The sequence below is a fragment of the Kitasatospora sp. NPDC057500 genome, from assembly GCF_042802195.1.
Lineage (GTDB): Bacteria > Actinomycetota > Actinomycetes > Streptomycetales > Streptomycetaceae > Kitasatospora.
Genome location: NZ_JBHVER010000161.1, coordinates 1 through 18784 on the forward strand (window position 1 = coordinate 1; position 18784 = coordinate 18784).

Sequence of the window (18784 nt, forward strand, 5' to 3'; positions counted from 1 at the left end):
GCCGATGGTACTGCAGGGGGGACCCTGTGGGAGAGTAGGACGCCGCCGAACAAATTTTGAGAAGAACCCCCGCCGGTATTCCGGCGGGGGTTCTTTGCGTTCACGGTGGGTTCCGCGGAATCACATACCGGGGAAGGCGTAGCCGTCGGCCTCGTCCCACGGGACGTCCAGGTCGTCCATGTGTACGTGCCACTGGGCTTCGGGCAGCGCGCGGCGCAACTCGGTCACGGACGTCAGCACGTGGGTCATGACGGGCAGCACCCGGTCCGGCTCGTACGGCAGCTTCGTGGAGCCGGCGAGGATCTCGTCCGGCTCGTCGCTCCGGGGGTACAGGAAGAGGCCTTCCTCCTCCTGGTACGGGAACGAGGGAGCGCGGGCAGCGACGATGTCGGCGACGGAGACCGTCTCGGCCTCCGTCAGAGGTGCGGTCCGGTGCGCGGAGTAGTACAGGGAGACGCTCATGGACCGTGAGCGTAGTGCGTGGGTACGACAGGGCCTGCTCAGAGCCGGCCGGCGGCCTTGAGGGCGAGGTAGGTGTCGGCCAGGGCGGGGGCGACCGAGGCGGGCGGGGCGTCGATGACGGTGATGCCGGCGCGGGTGAGGCGGTCGGCGGTGTGGCGGCGGTCGGCGCGGGTCTGCTCGGCGGCCGCGGCGCCGTAGACGGCCTCCACCGTGCCGCGGCCGGCGGCGAGCTCGTCGAGGTGGGGGTCGGAGACGGAGGCGAGGACGACCTCGTGCCGCTTGGTGAGCAGCGGCAGCAGGGGGAGCAGGCCGTCCTCGACCGGGGCCGCGTCCAGGCCGGTGAGCAGGACGATCAGCGAGCGGTGCGGCGCCATCTTGAGCGCGGTGGCGACCAGCGAGCGCATGTCGGTCTCGTAGAGGGCGGGGTCCAGGACGGCCATCGCGTTGGTGAAGGCCGGGAGGATCTCGTTCGGCGAGCGGCCGGCCACCGAGGCCCGCTTGCGCCGGTCGTGGGCGAGCAGGTCGACCCGGTCGCCGGCCTTGGTGGCGAGGGCGGTGAGCAGCAGTGCGGCGTCGAGCGAGGCGTCCAGGCGGGGGGCGTCGCCGACCCGGCCGGCCGAGGTGCGGCCGGTGTCGAGCACGACGAGGATGTGCCGGTCGCGCTCGGGTCGCCAGGTGCGGACGGCGACGGTGTGGCGACGGGCGCTGGCCCGCCAGTCGATGGAGCGGACGTCGTCGCCGGGCAGGTACTCGCGCAGCGAGTCGAACTCGGTGCCCTGGCCGCGGGTCAGCACGGAGGTGCGGCCGTCGAGTTCGCGCAGCCGGGCGAGCCGGGAGGGCAGGTGCTTGCGGCTGGCGAAGGGGGGCAGGGCGCGGACGGTCCAGGGGACCAGGTGCGAGCCCTGACGGCCGGCCAGGCCGAGCGGGCCCAGCGAGCGGACCGTCACCTTGTGGGAGTGGTGGTCGCCGCGCCGGGTGGGGGTGAGGACGGTGGTGACGCGCCGTCGCTCGTGGCCGGGCACGCGCAGGGTGTGCCGGGAGGCGGCGGTCCCGGTGCCGGGTCGCCAGGCGGACGGGGCCCAGGCGTCGCGGATCCGGGCCCGCAGGGGGCGTCCGGCCTGGTTGGTGACGCTCAGTTCGACGGCGGCGGGCTCGCCGAGCCGCACGGTGGTGTCGCCGCCCCGGACGATCCGCAGGCTGCGGACGGGGGCGGCGAGCACCAGGTCGACGACGACGCCGAGCAGGACCGCACCGGTGACGGCGCCGATTCCGGCCCAGGAGGGCAGCAGCAGGCCCGTGACGAGGGCGCCGAGCGCGGCTAGCAGGGCGGTTCGCCCGGTGAGGGCCATGCGGTGCGTTCCTTCGTCGGGGCCGGGGGTGGGCCGGCCGGAGGGGCGGGCTGGCGCGGCGGGGTCAGCGCGGAGCCGGCGTCTGGGCGAGTACGGCCTGGATGACGGAGTCGGCGGTGACGCCCTCCATCTCGGCCTCCGCGCGCAGGGTGACGCGGTGCCGCAGGGTGGGCAGGGCGAGCGCCTTGACGTCGTCGGGGGTGACGTAGTCGCGCCCGGCCAGCCAGGCCCAGGCGCGGGAGGCGCCGAGCAGCGCGGTGGCACCGCGCGGGGAGACGCCGATGGAGAGCGAGGGCGACTGCCGGGTGGCCCGGCAGAGGTCGACGATGTAGGCGAGGATCTCGGGGGAGACGGTCAGCCGGGCGATCTGCTCGCGGGCGGCCGCGATGTGCCCGGGGCCGGCGACCGGGCGGACGCCGGCGGCGGTGAGGTCGCGCGGGTCGAAGCCGGCGGCGTGCCGGGCGAGGACCTGGAACTCCTGGTCGCGGTCGGGCAGCGGGAGGATCAGCTTCAGCAGGAAGCGGTCGAGCTGGGCCTCGGGCAGCGGGTAGGTGCCCTCGTACTCGACGGGGTTCTGGGTCGCGGCGACCAGGAACGGCACCGGCAGGGCGCGCGGTTCGCCGTCGACGGTGACCTGCCGCTCCTCCATGGCCTCCAGCAGGGCCGCCTGGGTCTTCGGCGGGGTGCGGTTGATCTCGTCGGCCAGCACCAGGTTGGTGAAGACCGGGCCGGGCTGGAACGAGAACTCGGCGGTGCGGGCGTCGTAGACCAGCGAGCCGGTGACGTCGCCGGGCATCAGGTCGGGGGTGAACTGGATGCGCTTGGTCTCCAGGCTGAGCGCGGTGGAGAGGGTGCGGATCAGCAGGGTCTTGGCGACGCCGGGGACGCCTTCGAGCAGCACGTGGCCGCCGCAGAGCAGGGCGACGACGAGGCCGGTGACGGCGGCGTCCTGGCCGACGACGGCCTTGGCGATCTCGGCGCGCAGGGCGGTCAGGGCCTCGCGCGGGTCGCTGATCCGCGGGTCGCCGGGGGCGGGGACGGTGGTGCCGGGGGTGGCGGGTGCCGTGCCGGGGGTGATGCGGAGCTGGGTGGTGGCCTTCTCGGTCACGGCTTCCGAACCTGCCTTTCGAGGGCGTCGAGGTCGTCGGCGAGCCGCAGCAGCGCGGCGTCGTCGGTCGGGGGCGGGCCGTACAGGAGGGCCCGTACGTCCCCGGCGGACCGCTCGGGGAGGCGGTCGGCGACGGCCGCGCAAAGAGCGGTGGGGTCGGGCGCGCCCGCCACGGGCGGGACGCCCAGGGCCGGGGCGACGCGGTGCGCGGTGGCGCGGCGCAGGGCGTCGGCGGCGCGACCGCGGGCCCTGGCGCGGTGGTAGAGGCGGGCGCGGCCCTCGGTGGTCTCGGAGGCGCGGACCACCACGGGCAGGTTCTCGCTGACGACCGGGCCGAGCCGGCGGGCGCGCCAGAGCGCGGCCAGCACGACGGCGACGGCGAGCTGGTAGCCGGCCCAGGTCCAGCCCTCGGGGATGTAGTCCCGGAAGTTCTTCCGCGCGCTCTCGGCGACCGGGACGCTGTAGTCGGGCAGGTGCCAGGTGACGTGCGGCCGGGCGCCGAGCAGGCCGAGCCCGAGGGCGGCGTTGCCGTCCTTCTTGAGCAGCCCGTTGGTGAGGAACTCGCCGCTGCCGAGGACCACCACGTCGGTGCCGCGGCCGGTGGGGACGACCACCACGGGGTAGCCGTGGCCCCGCTGGTAGCAGCCCTCGCCGCGGCTGCCGGCGGTGTAGAGCAGGCCGCCGACGTGGGCGCTGCCGGCCCGGACGGCCTCCGGCAGCGAGCACGCGGCGTCGGTGCTGTGGACGCGGGCGTAGGGGATGCCGCCGTTCTCGTCGGACATCCGGACGCCGGGGGCGAGGGCGGTGAGGGCGGCGGGGCCGGGGGAGACGAGGACCAGCCGGGCGTGCCCGGCGGCGGCGACGGCGGCCAGTTGCTCGGGGCTGAGCAGGTCGGGTTCGGGCAGTACCAGGGTGTCGGCGCGGGAGGGGCGGCCGGTGGGGTCGGTGGTGAGGTCGACGTCGAGGCCCTCGCGCTGGAGCAGGGCGGTCACGGCGTGGCTGCCGGTGGCCTCGTAGGAGCGCGGGTCCAGCGGCGGGTACTGGCGTTCGTCGTTGGCGGCGGCCAGCACGACTGCGGCGAGCAGGACGAGGACGACGGTGAGCAGGTACCAGCGGGCGCGCCGCCACAGGCCGCGGCCGGTGGGGGCGAGGCTGGTGTCCGCCCGGGCGGGCTCGGGCGCCGGCGGGTGCGGCGCCGTCGGCGGGGCGGGGGTGGCGCTGGTCATGCGGCTCCTCCGGCGGCCGGGACGAGGACCGGGCGGGCGCGTTCGAGGGTCCGGTCGAGGTCGCGCAGCAGCTGGTAGGCGGCCTGGTCGGCGGTGCGCTCGCCGTAGACGATGTCGTCGAAGGTGTGGGCGGCCGTGATCAGCGCGGAGGCGTGCTCGGGCAGCGCGCGGCCGGCCTCGGCGGCGGCCTCGTCGGCGGTGCGGCCGGGGCGGGGGTCGAGCAGGGTGCGCTCCTCCAGGCCGCGGACCAGGGCGCGCAGCTGCTCGCGGACGGCCTCCGCCCACCGGCCGGCGGCGGCGTGCCGTTCGGCGTCGGCCCGGTGCTCGGCGGCGCTGCGCGGGCCGGTGCCGCCGAAGACGCCGAGGTCGGTGCGGGCGGCCCGCTTGGGTGCGCCGAGCCGCCACCAGAGGGCGGCGGCGATCAGCACGGCGACCACCAGGAAGAGGATCAGGCCGGTGGTGCCGCTGGTGCCCCCTCCGGCGAGCGCGCCGAGCGCGTCGTCGATCCGGTCCGTGATCCAGTTGATGACCCGTTCCTGGATGCTCGGGTCGTGGCGGTGGTAGTCGGCCTTGACCAGTTCGTCGCGGGCCGCGTCACGGGCCGCGTCGCGCGGGGTCGTGACCGGGGCCCCGCCCGCGAGTACGACGATCTCCCCCCAGGTCGGCATCGGGCTCAGTGCCCTGCCGGGGCGGGGCCGGACTGGCCGCCCCAGCCGGTGCCGCCGTGCTCGGACAGGCCGGCGGCGCGGGCGAGCTCGATGTCGAGGGCCTCGCGGCGGATCCGCTGGTCGACGTAGAGCAGCACGCCGACGGTGGCGGTGAAGGGGAGCGTGACGGTGGAGGAGAGGATGCCGCCGATGGCGACGGTGACCAGCAGGGCGGGGGGCATGCTCGCGGCGTCGCCGGCGTCGATCTGGCTGGTGAGGTCGCCCCAGCCGAGGACCATCCCGGCGACCGTGAACGGGGTGCTGATCACGCTGGAGACGATCCAGGCGATGGCCGTGCTGAGCAGGGTGATGCCGAAGATCCGCCACCAGGAGCGGCTGACCAGGCGGCGGGAGCGGGAGAGGGCGGCGATGACGCCCTGCTTCTCCAGCATCAGCGCGGGCGCGGCCAGGCTGAGCTGGACGCCGATCCACAGGGCGGCCAGGGCGACGAGGAAGCCCACGAGGAAGAGCAGGAAGGCGGTTCCCGGGTCGGCGTCCCCGGCCAGCGCGTAGCCGATGAGCGGGGCGAAGCCCAGCAGGATGATGCCGCCGACGATCAGGCCGTTCAGCAGGGTGAGGCCGACCAGCTGGAACAGCCGGGGCCGGGCGTCGCGCCAGGCCTCCTTGAGCGTGACGGACTGCCCGAGGACCGCCCGGCTGACCACCATGGTCAGCAGGGCCGAGGCGATCACTCCGAGCAGCCAGCCGAGCGGCAGGCTGACCAGGGAGGTCAGCACCGGGGTGAGCTCGCCGGTGTCGCCCTGGATGGCGAGCTGGGCGCCGAGCGCGACGCCCTGCTGGACCACGGCGACGCCGAAGGAGAGGCCGAGGGCGACCCGCCAGTGCTTGCGGACGGTGGAGACGGCGCCGTCGAGGATCTCGCCGAGGCCGAGCGGGCGCAGCGGGATGACGCCGGGCTTGGGGCTGGGCGGCGCTCCCCAGCCGTACTGGCCGCCGGGCGGCCCGTAGGGGGGCTGCTGGCCGTACGGCGGCTGCTGCTGCCCGTACGGGGGCTGCGGTGCGCCGGGGGCGGTGCCCCAGGCGGGCGGGGCGTGGTGGGGCGGTGCCGACTGGCCGGGCACGGCTGCGGGCGCGTCGGCCGGGGGCCGGGCACCGTCGCGGGGCGGCTCGGACGAGCCGGGCGAGGCCCAGCCCGGGGTGTCGGTCATCACTGCTCCTCGGAGGGCGTCAGGGTTTCGCGGCGCCGGGTGGATCTTCACGCGGGCGCAGCGCCCATCGTGCCATGGTGGTCGGACGCGCCCCAGGGGGATCCGGTTGCTGAACGGCAACGCCCGCTCCGTGGACGGCCGGTGGGTCCCGCCGGGGGCGCAGGGGGTGGACGGGGCAGGTTCTTTGGCCCGGTATGGCCGGAATTCGCCCGGCCGCCAGTTGGCCGTTCTGGCGCAATGGGACTGCTGTGCGGCAGGTCACAATCCGGTAATGAGAGGATGGAGCCATGAAGGGACGCGTCCTCGTCGTTGATGACGACTCCGCACTGGCCGAGATGCTCGGTATCGTGCTGCGTGGTGAGGGTTTTGAGCCGTTTTTCGTCGCCGACGGGGACAAGGCGCTAGCCGCGTTCCGGGAGACCAAGCCCGACCTGGTCCTGCTCGACCTCATGCTGCCCGGTCGGGACGGCATCGACGTCTGCCGGCAGATCCGGGCCGAGTCCGGGATTCCGATCGTCATGCTGACCGCCAAGACCGACACGGTGGACGTCGTGGTGGGTCTGGAGTCGGGCGCGGACGACTACGTCACCAAGCCGTTCAAGCCCAAGGAGCTGGTGGCCCGGGTGCGTGCCCGGCTGCGCCGTGCCGAGGAGCCGACCCCGGAGCAGCTGACCATCGGCGATCTGGTGATCGACGTGGCCGGCCACTCGGTGAAGCGGGACGGGCGGGGCATCCCGCTGACCCCGCTGGAGTTCGACCTGCTGGTCGCGCTGGCCCGCAAGCCCTGGCAGGTGTTCACCCGCGAGGTGCTGCTGGAGCAGGTCTGGGGCTACCGGCACGCGGCGGACACCCGGCTGGTGAACGTCCATGTGCAGCGTCTGCGCTCCAAGATCGAGAAGGACCCGGAGCGCCCCGAGATCGTGGTGACCGTCCGCGGCGTCGGCTACAAGGCCGGGCCCAGCTGACGTGAGCGACCAGTCCGACGAGACCCCGGCGGGTGCCGCGACCGACGGGGGCGGCGGCGCCGTGCGCGGGGACGTGCTGAGTTCGACCGTGCGCAGCCGCCGCCGGCGCGGGCCGGTGGCGCTGTTCGCGCTGGTGAGCCGTCAGCTGCGTCGTCCCGTGCACCGGGTGGCGGCGCTGTACCGGCGCTCGATCCAGCTGCGGGTGGTGGCGGCGACGCTGCTGCTGTCGGTCCTGGTGGTGCTGGTGCTGGGTGTCGTCGTGGTGGCGCAGGTACGCACCGGGCTGCTGGACACCAAGCGCGCCGCGGCGCGCGACCAGGCGGTCGCGGGCTTCCAGACCGAGCTCAAGAAGATCAACGAGGCGAAGGACCTGCGGGTGCGGATCGGCGCGGCCGCCGATCCTGCCACCGAGGAGCCGGGCACCTGGCTGCTGCGGCAGGTCGGCGAACTGGCGGCGAGCGGGCAGAACGTCTTCTCGGTGATCGCGATGCTGCCGGGCACCGGCCAGACCGTGCAGCCGGACCGGGCCAGCCTCGGCCCGCGCTACTCGGGCGACATCTCGCCGGACAGCATCCCGGCCGCGCTGAAGGCGCGGGTCGCGCAGGAGGCCGGCCAGACGTTCAGCCAGCCCACCCGGATCCAGCGCTCGGAGAGCGGGAAGACCGAGCCGGGCCTGGTCTTCGGCCAGCAGTTCTCGGGCCCGGACGGCACCAGCTACCAGCTGTACTACGTCTTCTCCTTCGGCCAGGAGACCAAGACCCTCAACCTGATCACCGGCACCCTGGCGACCGCCGGCGTGTTCGTGGTGATCATGATGGGCGGCATCGCCTGGCTGGTGGTGCGCCAGGTGGTGACCCCGGTCCGGATGGCCGCCGGGATCTCCGAGCGGCTGGCCGCCGGGCACCTCGAGGAGCGGATGAAGGTCACCGGCACCGACGACATCGCCCGGCTCGGCGAATCGTTCAACCGGATGGCCAACGCGCTCCAGGCCCAGATCCGCCAGCTGGAGGAGCTGTCCCGGGTGCAGCGGCGCTTCGTCTCGGACGTCTCGCACGAGCTGCGCACCCCGCTGACCACCGTCCGGATGGCCGCCGACCTCATCTACGACAGCCGTGAGGACCTGGACCCGATGGCGGCCCGGTCCGCCGAGCTGCTCCAGGGGCAGTTGGACCGGTTCGAGTCGCTGCTCGCCGACCTGCTGGAGATCAGCCGCTTCGACGCCGGCGCGGCCGTGCTGGACGCCGAGCCGGTGGACCTGCGCGAGATCGTCGGCCGGGTGGTCGAGGCCGCCGATCCGCTGGCGCAGGCCAAGGGCAGCGCGGTGGTGATCCGCGGCGACGGCGAGCCGGTGGTGGCCGAGGTCGACTCCCGGCGGATCGAGCGCATCCTGCGCAACCTGGTGGTCAACGCGCTGGAGCACGGCGAGGGCCGGGACGTCGTGGTCCGGCTGGGCTCGCAGGACGGCGCGGTCGCGGTCGGCGTGCGCGACTACGGCATCGGCCTCAAGCCGGGCGAGGCGTCCCGGGTGTTCCACCGCTTCTGGCGGGCCGACCCGTCCCGGGTCCGGACCACCGGCGGCACCGGTCTGGGCCTGTCCATCGCGGTGGAGGACGCGCACCTGCACGGCGGCTGGCTCCAGGCCTGGGGCGAGCCGGGCGGCGGTTCGCACTTCCGGCTCACCCTGCCGCGCACCCGCGGCGGCGAGATCAGCCGGGCGCCGTTCCGGCTGGAGCCGGAGGACTCGCGCAACAACCGGGGCCTCGGTACGTACGGGACGCCGTACCGGCGGGCGATTCGCCCGGCCGGTTCGACCGCGCTGGCCGTGGCGGAGGAGGTGGCCGTCCCGGAGACCCCGGAGGCCTCCGGCAGCGGGTTCGGCAGCGGGCTCGGCGGTGTGCTGAGCATCGGCCCGGGTCTCGGCCGGCGGCTGCCGGACGCCCCGCGCGCCGACCCGTCGGACGTGCGTCCGGCCGGTGCCGGGTACGGTGCGACCGGCGCGCAGGTCATGGTGGACACGGTGCCGGGCCGGCCGTCGGTGGCGCAGCGGATCACGGGGCCGGACGAGGCCGCCGGGGTGGCCGGGGCGGCCGGCCCGGGTGGAACGGACACGGAGGGGTCGCACGGTGCGAAGGACCAGCGGCAGGACTGAGCCGCGGCTGGCCGGGGTGGTCGGTGCCCTGCTGGGCAGCCTGCTGGCCGGCGGCTGCGCGGCGATGCCGGATTCCGGCGGCGTGACCAGGATCGAGCTGTCCAAGAGCTCGGCGGAGAAGAACCTCCAGGTCAGGGTCTTCCCGGTGGAACCCGCCAAGGGCGCCGGGCCGCCGGACCTGCTGGCCGGGTTCCTGGACGCGCTGACCGCCGACGACGACTACGGCACGGCCCGCAAGTACCTGACGCCGACCGCCTCGGCGCGCTGGAACCCGGAGTCGGGCGTCAAGGTGCTCGGCGGCAGGCCGACCCAGCCCGCGGTGCACGTGACCCCGGCCGACACCGAGGTCTCCATCCCGCTCATCGGGCAGGTGGTGGCCGAGGTGGACGAGCGGCACTCCTACCGGACCGCGGCGCCGCGCGACGCCAATCTCGACTTCTCCTTCGTGCGGGAGAAGCCCGGCGACGAGTGGCGGATCAATGTGCTGCCCGACGGGCTGATCCTCAACGAGGTCAACTTCCGCAACAGCTTCCGCCAGGTCGACCGGTTCTTCTACGCGGCACCGGACCCGTCCGCGCCGACCGGTGACGCGGCGACCAGCCAGGACGTGCTGATCGCCGACCCGATCTACCTGCGGCGCCGAATAGACCCGCTGGGCTCGGCCGCCAACGCGCTGGTCGCCGGGCCTTCGAAGTGGATCGCGCCGGTCGCCCGCTCCGCCTTCCCGGTCGGGGCGAAGGTGGACACGGTGACCCTGGACGACAACCGCCTCGGCCATGTGACGGTGCTCGGGGTCGACCTGGGCAGCGCCACCGCCTGTCGGCGGATGGCCACCCAACTCCTGTACACGCTCGCCGACCAGGGCACCGGGCAGGTGGAGCGGCTGGAGCTCAAGGCGGCCCACGGCAGCCCCGGCTGCCAGGCGAGCCGCGGCGACGAGCCCGCGACCGGGCCGGGGTCGCTCGCCGGGCAGATGGCCACCCGCCAGTTCTACCAGCGCGAGGACGATGGCGTGCTGTACGAGACGCGCGGCGGCGACGACGACGGCGACCCGGTGCACGGGCCGCTCGGCCGCCCGCAGCAGTCCGGCCGGAAGCTGGGCGCGATCGCGGTCGCCCGGGACGGCGAGCACGCCGCGGCGATCAGCGGGGACGGCCAGCAGCTCTACACCGTGCCGTTCGCGGAGAACGTGAGCGCGATGCCGCAACCGGTGCTGACCACCCCGCCCCGCCCGGGTGCGGGCGGCCTGGCCTCGCCGACCTGGGACGGGCGCGGCGACCTCTACGTGGTGGACCGGGATCCGCAGGGCGCCAAGGTGCTGCTGGTGCGCGGCCGGAAGGTCGTCGAGGTCCCGGTCGAGCTGCTGGACGGCCGGTCGGTGCATGCCGTCAAGGTGTCCTCGGACGGGGTCCGGGTGGCGCTGCTGCTCAAGGACAGCAAGGACAGCAAGGAGAGCAAGCTCTACCTGGGGCTGCTCGTCCACGAGGGCACCAAGGACGCCCCGACCGCGCGGATCACCGGTCTGCGGCCGGCCAATCCGGCGTTCGAGGACGTGGTCTCGGTCTCCTGGGCGGAGGCGGACCAGCTGCTGGTGCTGGGCAAGGAGAAGGACAAGCTCCAGCAGCTGCACTACGTCAGCACGGACGGGTCCACGAACCCCGATGCGCGGCTGTGGAGCGGCGGCGAGATGATCACGGTCGCCGCGTCGGAGTCCCGGGTGAACAGCGGGGGGAGCGGCGGTACGCCGGTGGTGCCGCCGGTGCTGGCGTTGCAGGGGGCGCAGGGCAAGCCGTACCGGCTGGTCAACAACCAGTGGCGGGAGCAGCAGGGGCTGCAGTACCGGGTCTCCTCGTTCATCTACCCGGGCTGATCCGGCGGGGCCGGGCCGACGGGCGGGTGGGCGGCGGACGGACGGGCGGATCACCTCCGGCCGGTCGCCCCGTTGGCTCACCCCGGCCCGTTGCCCGGGTGCCGGTCCGCGCCGGCCGCTGCGACGGTGGCGGCCGCGCGGGGCGGCAGGCCCGCGGCCGACAGCGCCCGGGCGGCCTCGGCGAGGCTCGCGCCGGTGGTCACCAGGTCGTCCACCAGGACCGGCCGCAGCCCGGCGGCCCGGCGGCCGAGGGGCCGTACGGTGAGCGCGCCGTGCAGGTTGCGCCGGCGCTCGGCGGCGGGCAGCCCGGCCTGGTCGGCGACCGGCCGGGTGTGGCGCAGCAGCGGTGCGGCGCGGGCGTCCAGGCCCTCCCTGCGCAGGGCGCGGGCGGCGGCACCGGCCAGCCGCAGCGTCGGGTCGTGGCCCCGGGCGCGGACGGCCGCGCGGGCCGAGGGCACCGGGACGAGCAGCAGCGGTCCCTGCCCGGCGCGCGGGCCGAGCGCGGAGCGCACCGCCAGGGCGAGCGCCTCCCCGAGCGGACCGGCCAGCCGGAGCGCGCCGCGTTCCTTGTGGGCCAGCAGCATCCGGCGGACCGGGCCGTCGTACGGCGCGGCGGCGTGCGTCCAGGGCAGGGCCGCGCAGGGCCCGGGGCGGGCGATGGCGAGGACGTGCCGGCAGTTCCGGCAGAGCTGCCCGCGGTCGGCGCCGCAGCCCGCGCAGGGGGCCGGGACCAGCACGTCGAGCAGCCCGGCCAGGGCGTGGGCGAACGGCCCGTGGACGGACTGCGGTCGGGGCGGTGCGGAGGTCGGCGGCACGACTGCTCCTCCCGGATCGGAACGGAGAGTGAGCAAAGAATGCGCCGTACGGGGGGTGTTGTCCAGGTATTTACCTGTGTTTCACTCACAGGAGGGTAGACAGGGGGCAACGGCTTGACCGCCAAGCCCCATTGGTCCGTCATACCCGAAACCTCCGCTGGGGAGGCGAAAACTCCCTGTGAGGTGTTCGATGAGCCCCAGGGGGTTTCAACCGTCCCTGATGGGGAGGAAGTGAGGTGAGGGCCAGTCGTTCCCACCGTTGCCGGTGGGACGGAGGGCCGGCGCAGGATTGGCTGGTCCGGCTGGTCTCAGCCCGGTCCGGTAGCACCCGGACCGGCGACAGAACGAGGGATCGGAGTTCTGCGTGGACATCGTTGTCAAGGGCCGTAAGACCGAGGTGCCCAAGAGGTTCCGGGATCACGTGGCCGAGAAGCTGGAGAAGGTCCAGAAGTTCGACACCAAGGCGATCAGCCTCGATGTCGAGGTGTCCAAGGAACACAACCCGCGGCAGGCCGACCGGTCGGACCGCGTGGAGATCACTCTCCGTACCCGTGGTCCGGTGATCCGGGCCGAGGCCGCCGCCGCCGACCCGTACGCGGCGCTCGACCTGGCCTCGGCGAAGCTCGACGCCCAGCTGCGCAAGTCCGCGGACCGGCGTCGGGTCCACAAGGGCGGCAACGGCCGCACCCCGATCAGCGTCGCCGAGGCGACCGCGGCCCTGGCCGCGCTGCCCGAGACGAAGCCGGCGGAGAGCGTGACCAACGGGGCCGTCCGCAAGACCATGATGGGATCCCTGGAAGTGGAGGGCGAAGGCCCGCTGGTGGTCCGGGAGAAGACGCACCCGGCCGCCCCGATGGCGCTCGACCAGGCGCTCTACGAGATGGAGCTGGTCGGTCACGACTTCTACCTCTTCGTGGAGAAGGACAGCGGCCTGCCGAGCGTCGTCTACCGCCGGCACGGTTACCACTACGGTGTGATCCACCTGAAGGCCGACGGCTCGACCGTCGAGGGTGGTGGCGCCGGTGGTGCGATCGGCGCGGGTGACGACGAGGACTGACCGTCCGAGCAGCATGGGAGAGTGACCCCGGTGGCCGGTGCCGCCGGGGTCACCGGCGTTCCGGGGCCGTCCGGACGCGCCGCCGGGCCGTCGCACAGGTCACCCGATGCGGGGCGATCGGCGCCGGAGGGTGACCGGGAGGTGCTCCGGCCGTGGAATGATTGGCGAACGAAGACCGGCGACGGGGGAGGAGCGGATGGGGGATCACTTCGGGCTGGGGCCCGCAACGGGGCCGGTCGCGGGGGTGTCGCCCGGCCCGGGGGCGGAGCCCGAGTACGCCCTGCGCCGGGGGGAGCCGATCCGCGTCCTGGTGGTGGACGACCACGCGCTGTTCCGCCGCGGACTGGAGATCGTGCTGGCCGAGGAGGAGGACATCACGGTCGTCGGCGAGGCCGGCGACGGCGCCGAGGCGGTGCTCAAGGCCGCCGACCTGCTGCCGGACATCATCCTCATGGACGTCAGGATGCCGCGCCGCAGCGGGATCGAGGCCTGTACCGCGATCAAGGACGTCGCACCCAGCACCAAGATCATCATGCTGACGATAAGCGACGAGGAGGCCGACCTCTACGAGGCGATCAAGGCGGGCGCCACCGGGTACCTGCTCAAGGAGATCTCCACCGACGAGGTCGCCACCGCGATCCGCGCGGTCGCCGACGGGCAGTCCCAGATCAGCCCGTCGATGGCGTCCAAGCTGCTCACCGAGTTCAAGTCGATGATCCAGCGCCGGTCCGACGAGCGGGAGTTGGTGCCCGCGCCGCGGCTGACCGACCGCGAGCTGGAGGTGCTGAAGCTGGTGGCCACCGGGATGAACAACCGGGAGATCGCCAAGGAGCTGTTCATCAGCGAGAACACCGTGAAGAACCACGTGCGCAACATCCTGGAGAAGCTCCAGTTGCACTCCCGGATGGAGGCCGTGGTGTACGCGATGCGCGAGAAGATCCTCGAAATAGGGTGAGCGAGGGGCCCGTTGGGGCCCCTCCGCGCACACCGTGCCCCGCGCCGGCTCAGCCGAGCAGCTTCTCCAGCGCCGGGCGCAGCGTCTCGTCGGGCAGCCGTTCGACCCGGACGTCGTCGCAGCCCACCCAGGAGGCCGCCTCGCGCAGCGCCCCGGCCAGCGCCTCCAGGTGCCGGGGGGAGTCCAGCGAGACCTGACGGGCCACCAGGGTCCGTCCCTCGCGGGCGGGATCGACCCGGCCGACCAGCTGCCCGCCGGTCAGCAGCGGCATCGCGAAGTAGCCGTGCACCCGCTTGTGCTTGGGGGTGTAGGCCTCCAGCCGGTGGAGCATGCCGAAGATCCGTTCGGTGCGCGGGCGGTCCCAGACCAGCGAGTCGAACGGCGAGAGCAGCGTGGTGCGGTGGCGTCCGCGCGGGGCCGCGGCGAGCGCCGCCGGGTCGGCCCAGGCCGCGCCGGGGGAGCCGTCCGGGCCCCAGCCGGCCACCTGGACCGGGACCAGGCCCGAATCGGGCAGCGCCGCGTCCAACTGGTCGGCGCGCAGCCGGTGGTAGTCGAGCAGGTCGGCCCGGGTGGCCACGCCGAGGGCCGCGCCGGACTGCGCGACCAGGGTCCGCAGGCACTCCTCGTCCGCGGGCTCGGCGGCGAACAGCTCGGCGGGGACGGCCTGTTCGGCCAGGGCGTAGACGCGCTTCCAGCTCCGGCGCTCGGTGCAGACCACGTCGCCGAAGGCCAGGGCCCGCTCCACCGCGATCTTGGTGTCGGACCAGTCCCACCATTCGGCGGTCCTCTTGGCGCCGCCCAGTTCGGTGGACGTGAGCGGGCCCTCGTCGCGCAGCTTGTCGAGCACGGTGCGGTACGTCGCCGCGTCGACCTGCTTGCCCCAGACGTGGGCCTTGGCGCGGTAGGCCCGGCGGCGGAAGGCGAACAGCGGCCACTCCTCGACCGGCAGCACGCAAGCGGCGTGCGACCAGTACTCGAAGCTCGTGCCGGAGCCCCAGTACGCCGACTCGACCGCCGGGCGGCCGACCGCGCCGAGCCGGGCGTAGGGGACCAGTTCGTGGGAGCGGGCCAGGACCGAGATGGTGTCGAGCTGGACGGAGCCGAGCCGGCGCAGCACCCCGCGCACCCCGCCGCGGCGGTCCGGGGCGCCGAGCAGGCCCTGGGCGCGCAGGGCGATCCGGCGGGCGTCGTCGGCGCCGAGGACGGTCACCGGGGCGGGGGCCGCGGGGGACGGGCCGGCGGCCGGGCGCGAGGTCGAGGCGGTCATGCCGGCGAGCCTAGACGGGGGTACCGACAGCGGGCCCCGGCCGCCCGGGGCCCGACCGTTCAGTCGGTGAGGTCCTCGGTGAGGTCCTCGGCGAGCAGCGAGGCGATCCAGGTGTCCAGGAACCGCCCGCGCTGCTCGGAGTAGGAGCGCAGGGTGCCCTCGAAGCGGAAGCCGATCCGCTCGGCCACCGCGCGGGAGCCGTCGTTGCCCACGTAGGCGAGCCACTCCAGCCGGCGCAGGCCCAGGTCGCGCAGGCCGTAGCGGGCCACCGCGGCGGCGGCCTCGGCGGTGTACCCGCGGCCGCGGAACTCCTTGGCGGCCCACCAGCCGACCTCGGCGGTGCCCGGTCGGCCGGGGCAGGCCGTCAGCCCCTGGCTGCCGACCAGCGCGCCGGACTCCCGCTCGAACACGCACCAGACCAGGTTGTCGCCGGTACGCCGGCCGTTGACGGCGAGGTCGTGGACGAAGTACTCGGCGTCCTCGCGGCCGTAGGGGACCGGGACGACGGTCCAGCGCTGGATCTCCTCGTCCTGGCAGGCGGCCAGGATCGCGTCGACGTCGCCCTCGCCCGGCGCGCGGAGGACCAGGCGGTCCGTGGTGAGGACGACGGGCTCCGCGGTGCGCGACTCGTTCTGATTCTCCTGCTGCTCTTCCATGCACGGATTATTCCGTGCAGAGAGAATCCTGGGCATCCGATTAACGGACCGGTGCATTCAACTGGCCGGACGGGCGTCCGGTTTGCCCCGGTGCGAACGACTATCGTCGGAAGTGCTCGCGCGGGTGACACGGGAATACCGTGCTGACGCACCTCCCGGGGCATTGGGCTCCTCGCATACGATGGCCCGTGCGGTGGGGTGGATCCGCCGTGCAGTCGTCCAGTGCCAATCCAGGCAAGGAGCCCGCTCACGTGTCCGTCTTCGACAAGATCCTGCGCGCCGGCGAAGGCAAGATCCTTCGCAAGCTGCAGCGGATTGCTGCCCAGGTCAACTCCATCGAAGAGGACTTCGTCAACCTCACCGACGCCGAGCTGCGCGCGCTGACCGACGAGTACAAGCAGCGCCTCGCCGACGGCGAGACCCTGGACGACATCCTCCCCGAGGCGTTCGCCACCGTCCGCGAGGCGGCCAAGCGCGTGCTGGGCCAGCGCCACTACGACGTCCAGCTGATGGGCGGCGCCGCACTGCACCTCGGCTTCGTCGCCGAGATGCGCACCGGTGAGGGCAAGACCCTGGTCGGCACCCTGCCCACGTACCTCAACGCGCTCACCGGCAAGGGCGTGCACCTCATCACGGTCAACGACTACCTCGCCGAGCGCGACTCGGAGTGGATGGGCCGGGTGCACCGCTTCCTCGGCCTCGAGGTCGGCGTGATCCTCGCCAACATGACGCCCGCCGAGCGCAAGCGCCAGTACGGGATGGACATCACGTACGGCACCAACAACGAGTTCGGCTTCGACTACCTGCGCGACAACATGGCCTGGTCGAAGGACGAGCTCGTCCAGCGCGGCCACAACTTCGCGGTCGTCGACGAGGTCGACTCGATCCTCATCGACGAGGCCCGCACCCCGCTGATCATCTCCGGCCCGGCGGACCAGGCGACCAAGTGGTACGCCGACTTCGCCAAGCTGGTGCTGCGCCTGAAGATCGACCGCGACTACGAGGTCGACGAGAAGAAGCGCACCGTCGGCATCCTGGAGGAGGGCGTCACCCGGGTCGAGGACTACCTGGGCATCGACAACCTCTACGAGTCGGTGAACACCCCGCTGGTCGGCTTCCTGAACAACGCCATCAAGGCGAAGGAGCTGTACAAGGCGGACAAGGACTACGTCGTCATGAACGGCGAAGTCATGATCGTCGACGAGCACACCGGCCGCATCCTGGCCGGCCGCCGCTACAACGAGGGCATGCACCAGGCGATCGAGGCCAAGGAGGGGGTGGAGGTCCAGAACGAGAACCAGACCCTGGCCACCATCACCCTCCAGAACTTCTTCCGCCTGTACGACAAGCTGGCCGGCATGACCGGTACCGGCACCACCGAGGCGGCCGAGTTCCACCAGATCTACAAGCTCGGCGTGGTGCCGATCCCGACCAACAGGACGCCGCTGCGCATCGACCAGCCCGACCTGATCTACAAGTCGGAGCCGGCCAAGTTCGCCGCCGTGGTCGAGGACATCGCCCAGAAGCACGAGAAGGGCCAGCCGGTGCTGGTCGGCACCGTGTCGGTCGAGAAGTCCGAGTACCTGTCGCAGGAGCTGCGCAAGCGCGGCATCCCGCACGAGGTGCTGAACGCCAAGCACCACGAGCGCGAGGCGCAGATCGTCGCCCAGGCCGGCCGCAAGGGCGCCGTCACCGTCGCCACCAACATGGCCGGCCGCGGTACCGACATCATGCTCGGCGGCAACGCCGACCACCTCGCGGCCGCCGAGCTGGCCCAGCGCGGGCTCTCCGCGGTGGACACCCCGGAGGAGTACGAGGCCGCGTTCCCGGCCGCCCTGGAGAAGGCCAAGGCCGCGGTCAAGGCGGAGCAGGACGAGGTCAAGGAGGCCGGCGGCCTCTACGTCCTCGGCACCGAGCGGCACGAGTCCCGCCGGATCGACAACCAGCTGCGCGGCCGTTCCGGCCGTCAGGGCGACCCGGGCGAGTCCCGCTTCTACCTGTCGCTGGGCGACGACCTGATGCGCCTGTTCAAGGCCGGCATGGTCGAGCGCGTGCTCTCGATGGCCAACGTGCCCGAGGACGTGCCGATCGAGTCGAAGATGGTCACCCGGGCCATCGCCTCCGCGCAGACCCAGGTCGAGCAGCAGAACTTCGAGATCCGCAAGAACGTCCTCAAGTACGACGAGGTGCTGAACCGCCAGCGCGAGGTCATCTACGGCGAGCGCCGCCGGGTGCTGGAGGGCGAGGACCTCCAGGAGCAGGTCGGCCACTTCATGGACGACACCGTCGAGGCGTACGTCCGGGCCGCCACCGGCGAGGGCTTCGAGGACGACTGGGACCTTGAGAAGCTCTGGACCGCGCTCAAGCAGCTCTACCCGGTCACCCTTGACCTGGAGGAGCTGGAGGAGGAGGCCGGCGGCAGCGCGGGCCTCACTCCGGAGTTCCTCACCAAGGTCGTCCAGGAGGACGTCCAGGCGCAGTACGGCGCCCGCGAGGACCAGCTCGGCACCGAGATCATGCGCGAGCTGGAGCGCCGCGTCGTGCTGTCGGTGCTGGACCGCCGCTGGCGCGAGCACCTCTACGAGATGGACTACCTCCAGGAGGGCATCGGCCTGCGGGCCATGGCGCAGCGCGACCCGCTGGTCGAGTACCAGCGCGAGGGCTTCGACATGTTCACCGCGATGATGGAGGGCATCAAGGAGGAGTCCGTCGGCTACCTGTTCAACCTGGAGGTCCAGGTCGAGCAGCAGGTCGAGGAGGTCCCGGTCGCGGACGCCGAGGTCGTGCTGGAGAAGCTTGAGAAGGACGCCGCCCGCCCGGAGATCAAGGCCAAGGGCCTGGAGGCCCCCAAGCCTCAGCGCCTGCACTACACGGCCCCCTCGGACGAGGTCGGCGGCGGTGTGATCGAGGGCGACTTCGAGGACCTCGGTGCGGAGGACGAGGGCGACGGGCTGACCCGGGCCGAGCGCCGCAAGGCCGCCAAGTCGGCCAAGGGCCGCCGCCGCAAGGGCTGATCCGGGGCCGTCGGC

Annotated in this window: 15 protein-coding genes; 6 read left to right on the plus strand and 9 right to left on the minus strand. The window is 73.4% G+C overall.

What is annotated here, in order from left to right:
• Positions 1–120 precede the first annotated feature (120 nt).
• The 6 genes from ACFU74_RS27495 to ACFU74_RS27520 form a co-directional block, all read right to left on the minus strand.
• Entirely contained in the window at positions 121–462 is a 342-nt protein-coding gene (locus ACFU74_RS27495; RefSeq protein WP_380761418.1) for a hypothetical protein, read from the minus strand.
• Between the two features lie 38 nt (positions 463–500).
• Positions 501–1811 carry a DUF58 domain-containing protein gene (locus ACFU74_RS27500; protein WP_380761420.1) on the minus strand — a complete coding sequence of 437 codons (1311 nt, stop codon included), beginning with the start codon at positions 1809–1811 and terminating at the stop codon, positions 501–503.
• Between the two features lie 64 nt (positions 1812–1875).
• Positions 1876–2826 (minus strand): AAA family ATPase, encoded by a 951-nt coding sequence (locus ACFU74_RS27505; RefSeq protein ID WP_380761444.1) that lies wholly within the window; start codon positions 2824–2826, stop codon positions 1876–1878.
• A gap of 89 nt (positions 2827–2915) precedes the next feature.
• Positions 2916–4145, minus strand: coding sequence for a DUF4350 domain-containing protein (locus ACFU74_RS27510; RefSeq protein ID WP_380761422.1), 1230 nt, complete (start codon positions 4143–4145; stop codon positions 2916–2918).
• Entirely contained in the window at positions 4142–4813 is a 672-nt protein-coding gene (locus tag ACFU74_RS27515; protein WP_380761424.1) for a DUF4129 domain-containing protein, read from the minus strand. The genes ACFU74_RS27510 and ACFU74_RS27515 overlap by 4 nt, the downstream gene beginning before the upstream one ends.
• A gap of 5 nt (positions 4814–4818) precedes the next feature.
• Positions 4819–6021 carry a hypothetical protein gene (locus tag ACFU74_RS27520; RefSeq protein ID WP_380761426.1) on the minus strand — a complete coding sequence of 401 codons (1203 nt, stop codon included), beginning with the start codon at positions 6019–6021 and terminating at the stop codon, positions 4819–4821.
• Between the two features lie 287 nt (positions 6022–6308).
• On the opposite strand from ACFU74_RS27520, the gene mtrA reads away from it, so the two are divergent.
• Genes mtrA through ACFU74_RS27535 form a run of 3 tightly spaced genes read left to right on the plus strand, consistent with a single transcriptional unit; the run spans position 6309 to position 11005 of the window.
• Positions 6309–6986 (plus strand): MtrAB system response regulator MtrA, encoded by a 678-nt coding sequence (mtrA, locus tag ACFU74_RS27525; protein ID WP_030061806.1) that lies wholly within the window; start codon positions 6309–6311, stop codon positions 6984–6986.
• A 1-nt stretch (position 6987) separates the two neighbouring features.
• Entirely contained in the window at positions 6988–9135 is a 2148-nt protein-coding gene (gene mtrB, locus ACFU74_RS27530) for an MtrAB system histidine kinase MtrB (protein ID WP_380761428.1), read from the plus strand.
• Positions 9110–11005 carry an LpqB family beta-propeller domain-containing protein gene (locus ACFU74_RS27535; RefSeq protein ID WP_380761430.1) on the plus strand — a complete coding sequence of 632 codons (1896 nt, stop codon included), beginning with the start codon at positions 9110–9112 and terminating at the stop codon, positions 11003–11005. The genes mtrB and ACFU74_RS27535 overlap by 26 nt, the downstream gene beginning before the upstream one ends.
• 77 nt (positions 11006–11082) lie before the next feature.
• Here ACFU74_RS27535 and ACFU74_RS27540 read toward each other — a convergent pair whose 3' ends face one another.
• Positions 11083–11820 carry a ComF family protein gene (locus ACFU74_RS27540; RefSeq protein ID WP_380761432.1) on the minus strand — a complete coding sequence of 246 codons (738 nt, stop codon included), beginning with the start codon at positions 11818–11820 and terminating at the stop codon, positions 11083–11085.
• Positions 11821–12184: 364 nt separating this feature from the next.
• Here ACFU74_RS27540 and hpf point away from each other — a divergent pair, with 364 nt between their 5' ends.
• Together hpf and ACFU74_RS27550 are read left to right on the plus strand one after the other, a co-directional pair.
• Positions 12185–12877 carry a ribosome hibernation-promoting factor, HPF/YfiA family gene (gene hpf, locus ACFU74_RS27545; protein ID WP_380761434.1) on the plus strand — a complete coding sequence of 231 codons (693 nt, stop codon included), beginning with the start codon at positions 12185–12187 and terminating at the stop codon, positions 12875–12877.
• Positions 12878–13073: 196 nt separating this feature from the next.
• The gene (locus tag ACFU74_RS27550) at positions 13074–13832 is read left to right on the plus strand and encodes a response regulator (protein ID WP_380761436.1); all 759 of its coding nucleotides are present in this window, start codon (positions 13074–13076) and stop codon (positions 13830–13832) included.
• Positions 13833–13881: 49 nt separating this feature from the next.
• On the opposite strand, the gene ACFU74_RS27555 is transcribed toward ACFU74_RS27550, so the two are convergent.
• Positions 13882–15099: a winged helix-turn-helix domain-containing protein gene (locus ACFU74_RS27555; protein ID WP_380761438.1), complete on the minus strand. Its 1218-nt coding sequence runs from the start codon at positions 15097–15099 to the stop codon at positions 13882–13884.
• Between the two features lie 59 nt (positions 15100–15158).
• On the minus strand, positions 15159–15755 hold the full coding sequence (locus ACFU74_RS27560) for a GNAT family N-acetyltransferase (RefSeq protein ID WP_380761440.1): 597 nt from the start codon (positions 15753–15755) through the stop codon (positions 15159–15161).
• A gap of 251 nt (positions 15756–16006) precedes the next feature.
• Here ACFU74_RS27560 and secA point away from each other — a divergent pair, with 251 nt between their 5' ends.
• Entirely contained in the window at positions 16007–18769 is a 2763-nt protein-coding gene (gene secA, locus ACFU74_RS27565; RefSeq protein ID WP_380761442.1) for a preprotein translocase subunit SecA, read from the plus strand.
• Positions 18770–18784 lie beyond the last annotated feature (15 nt).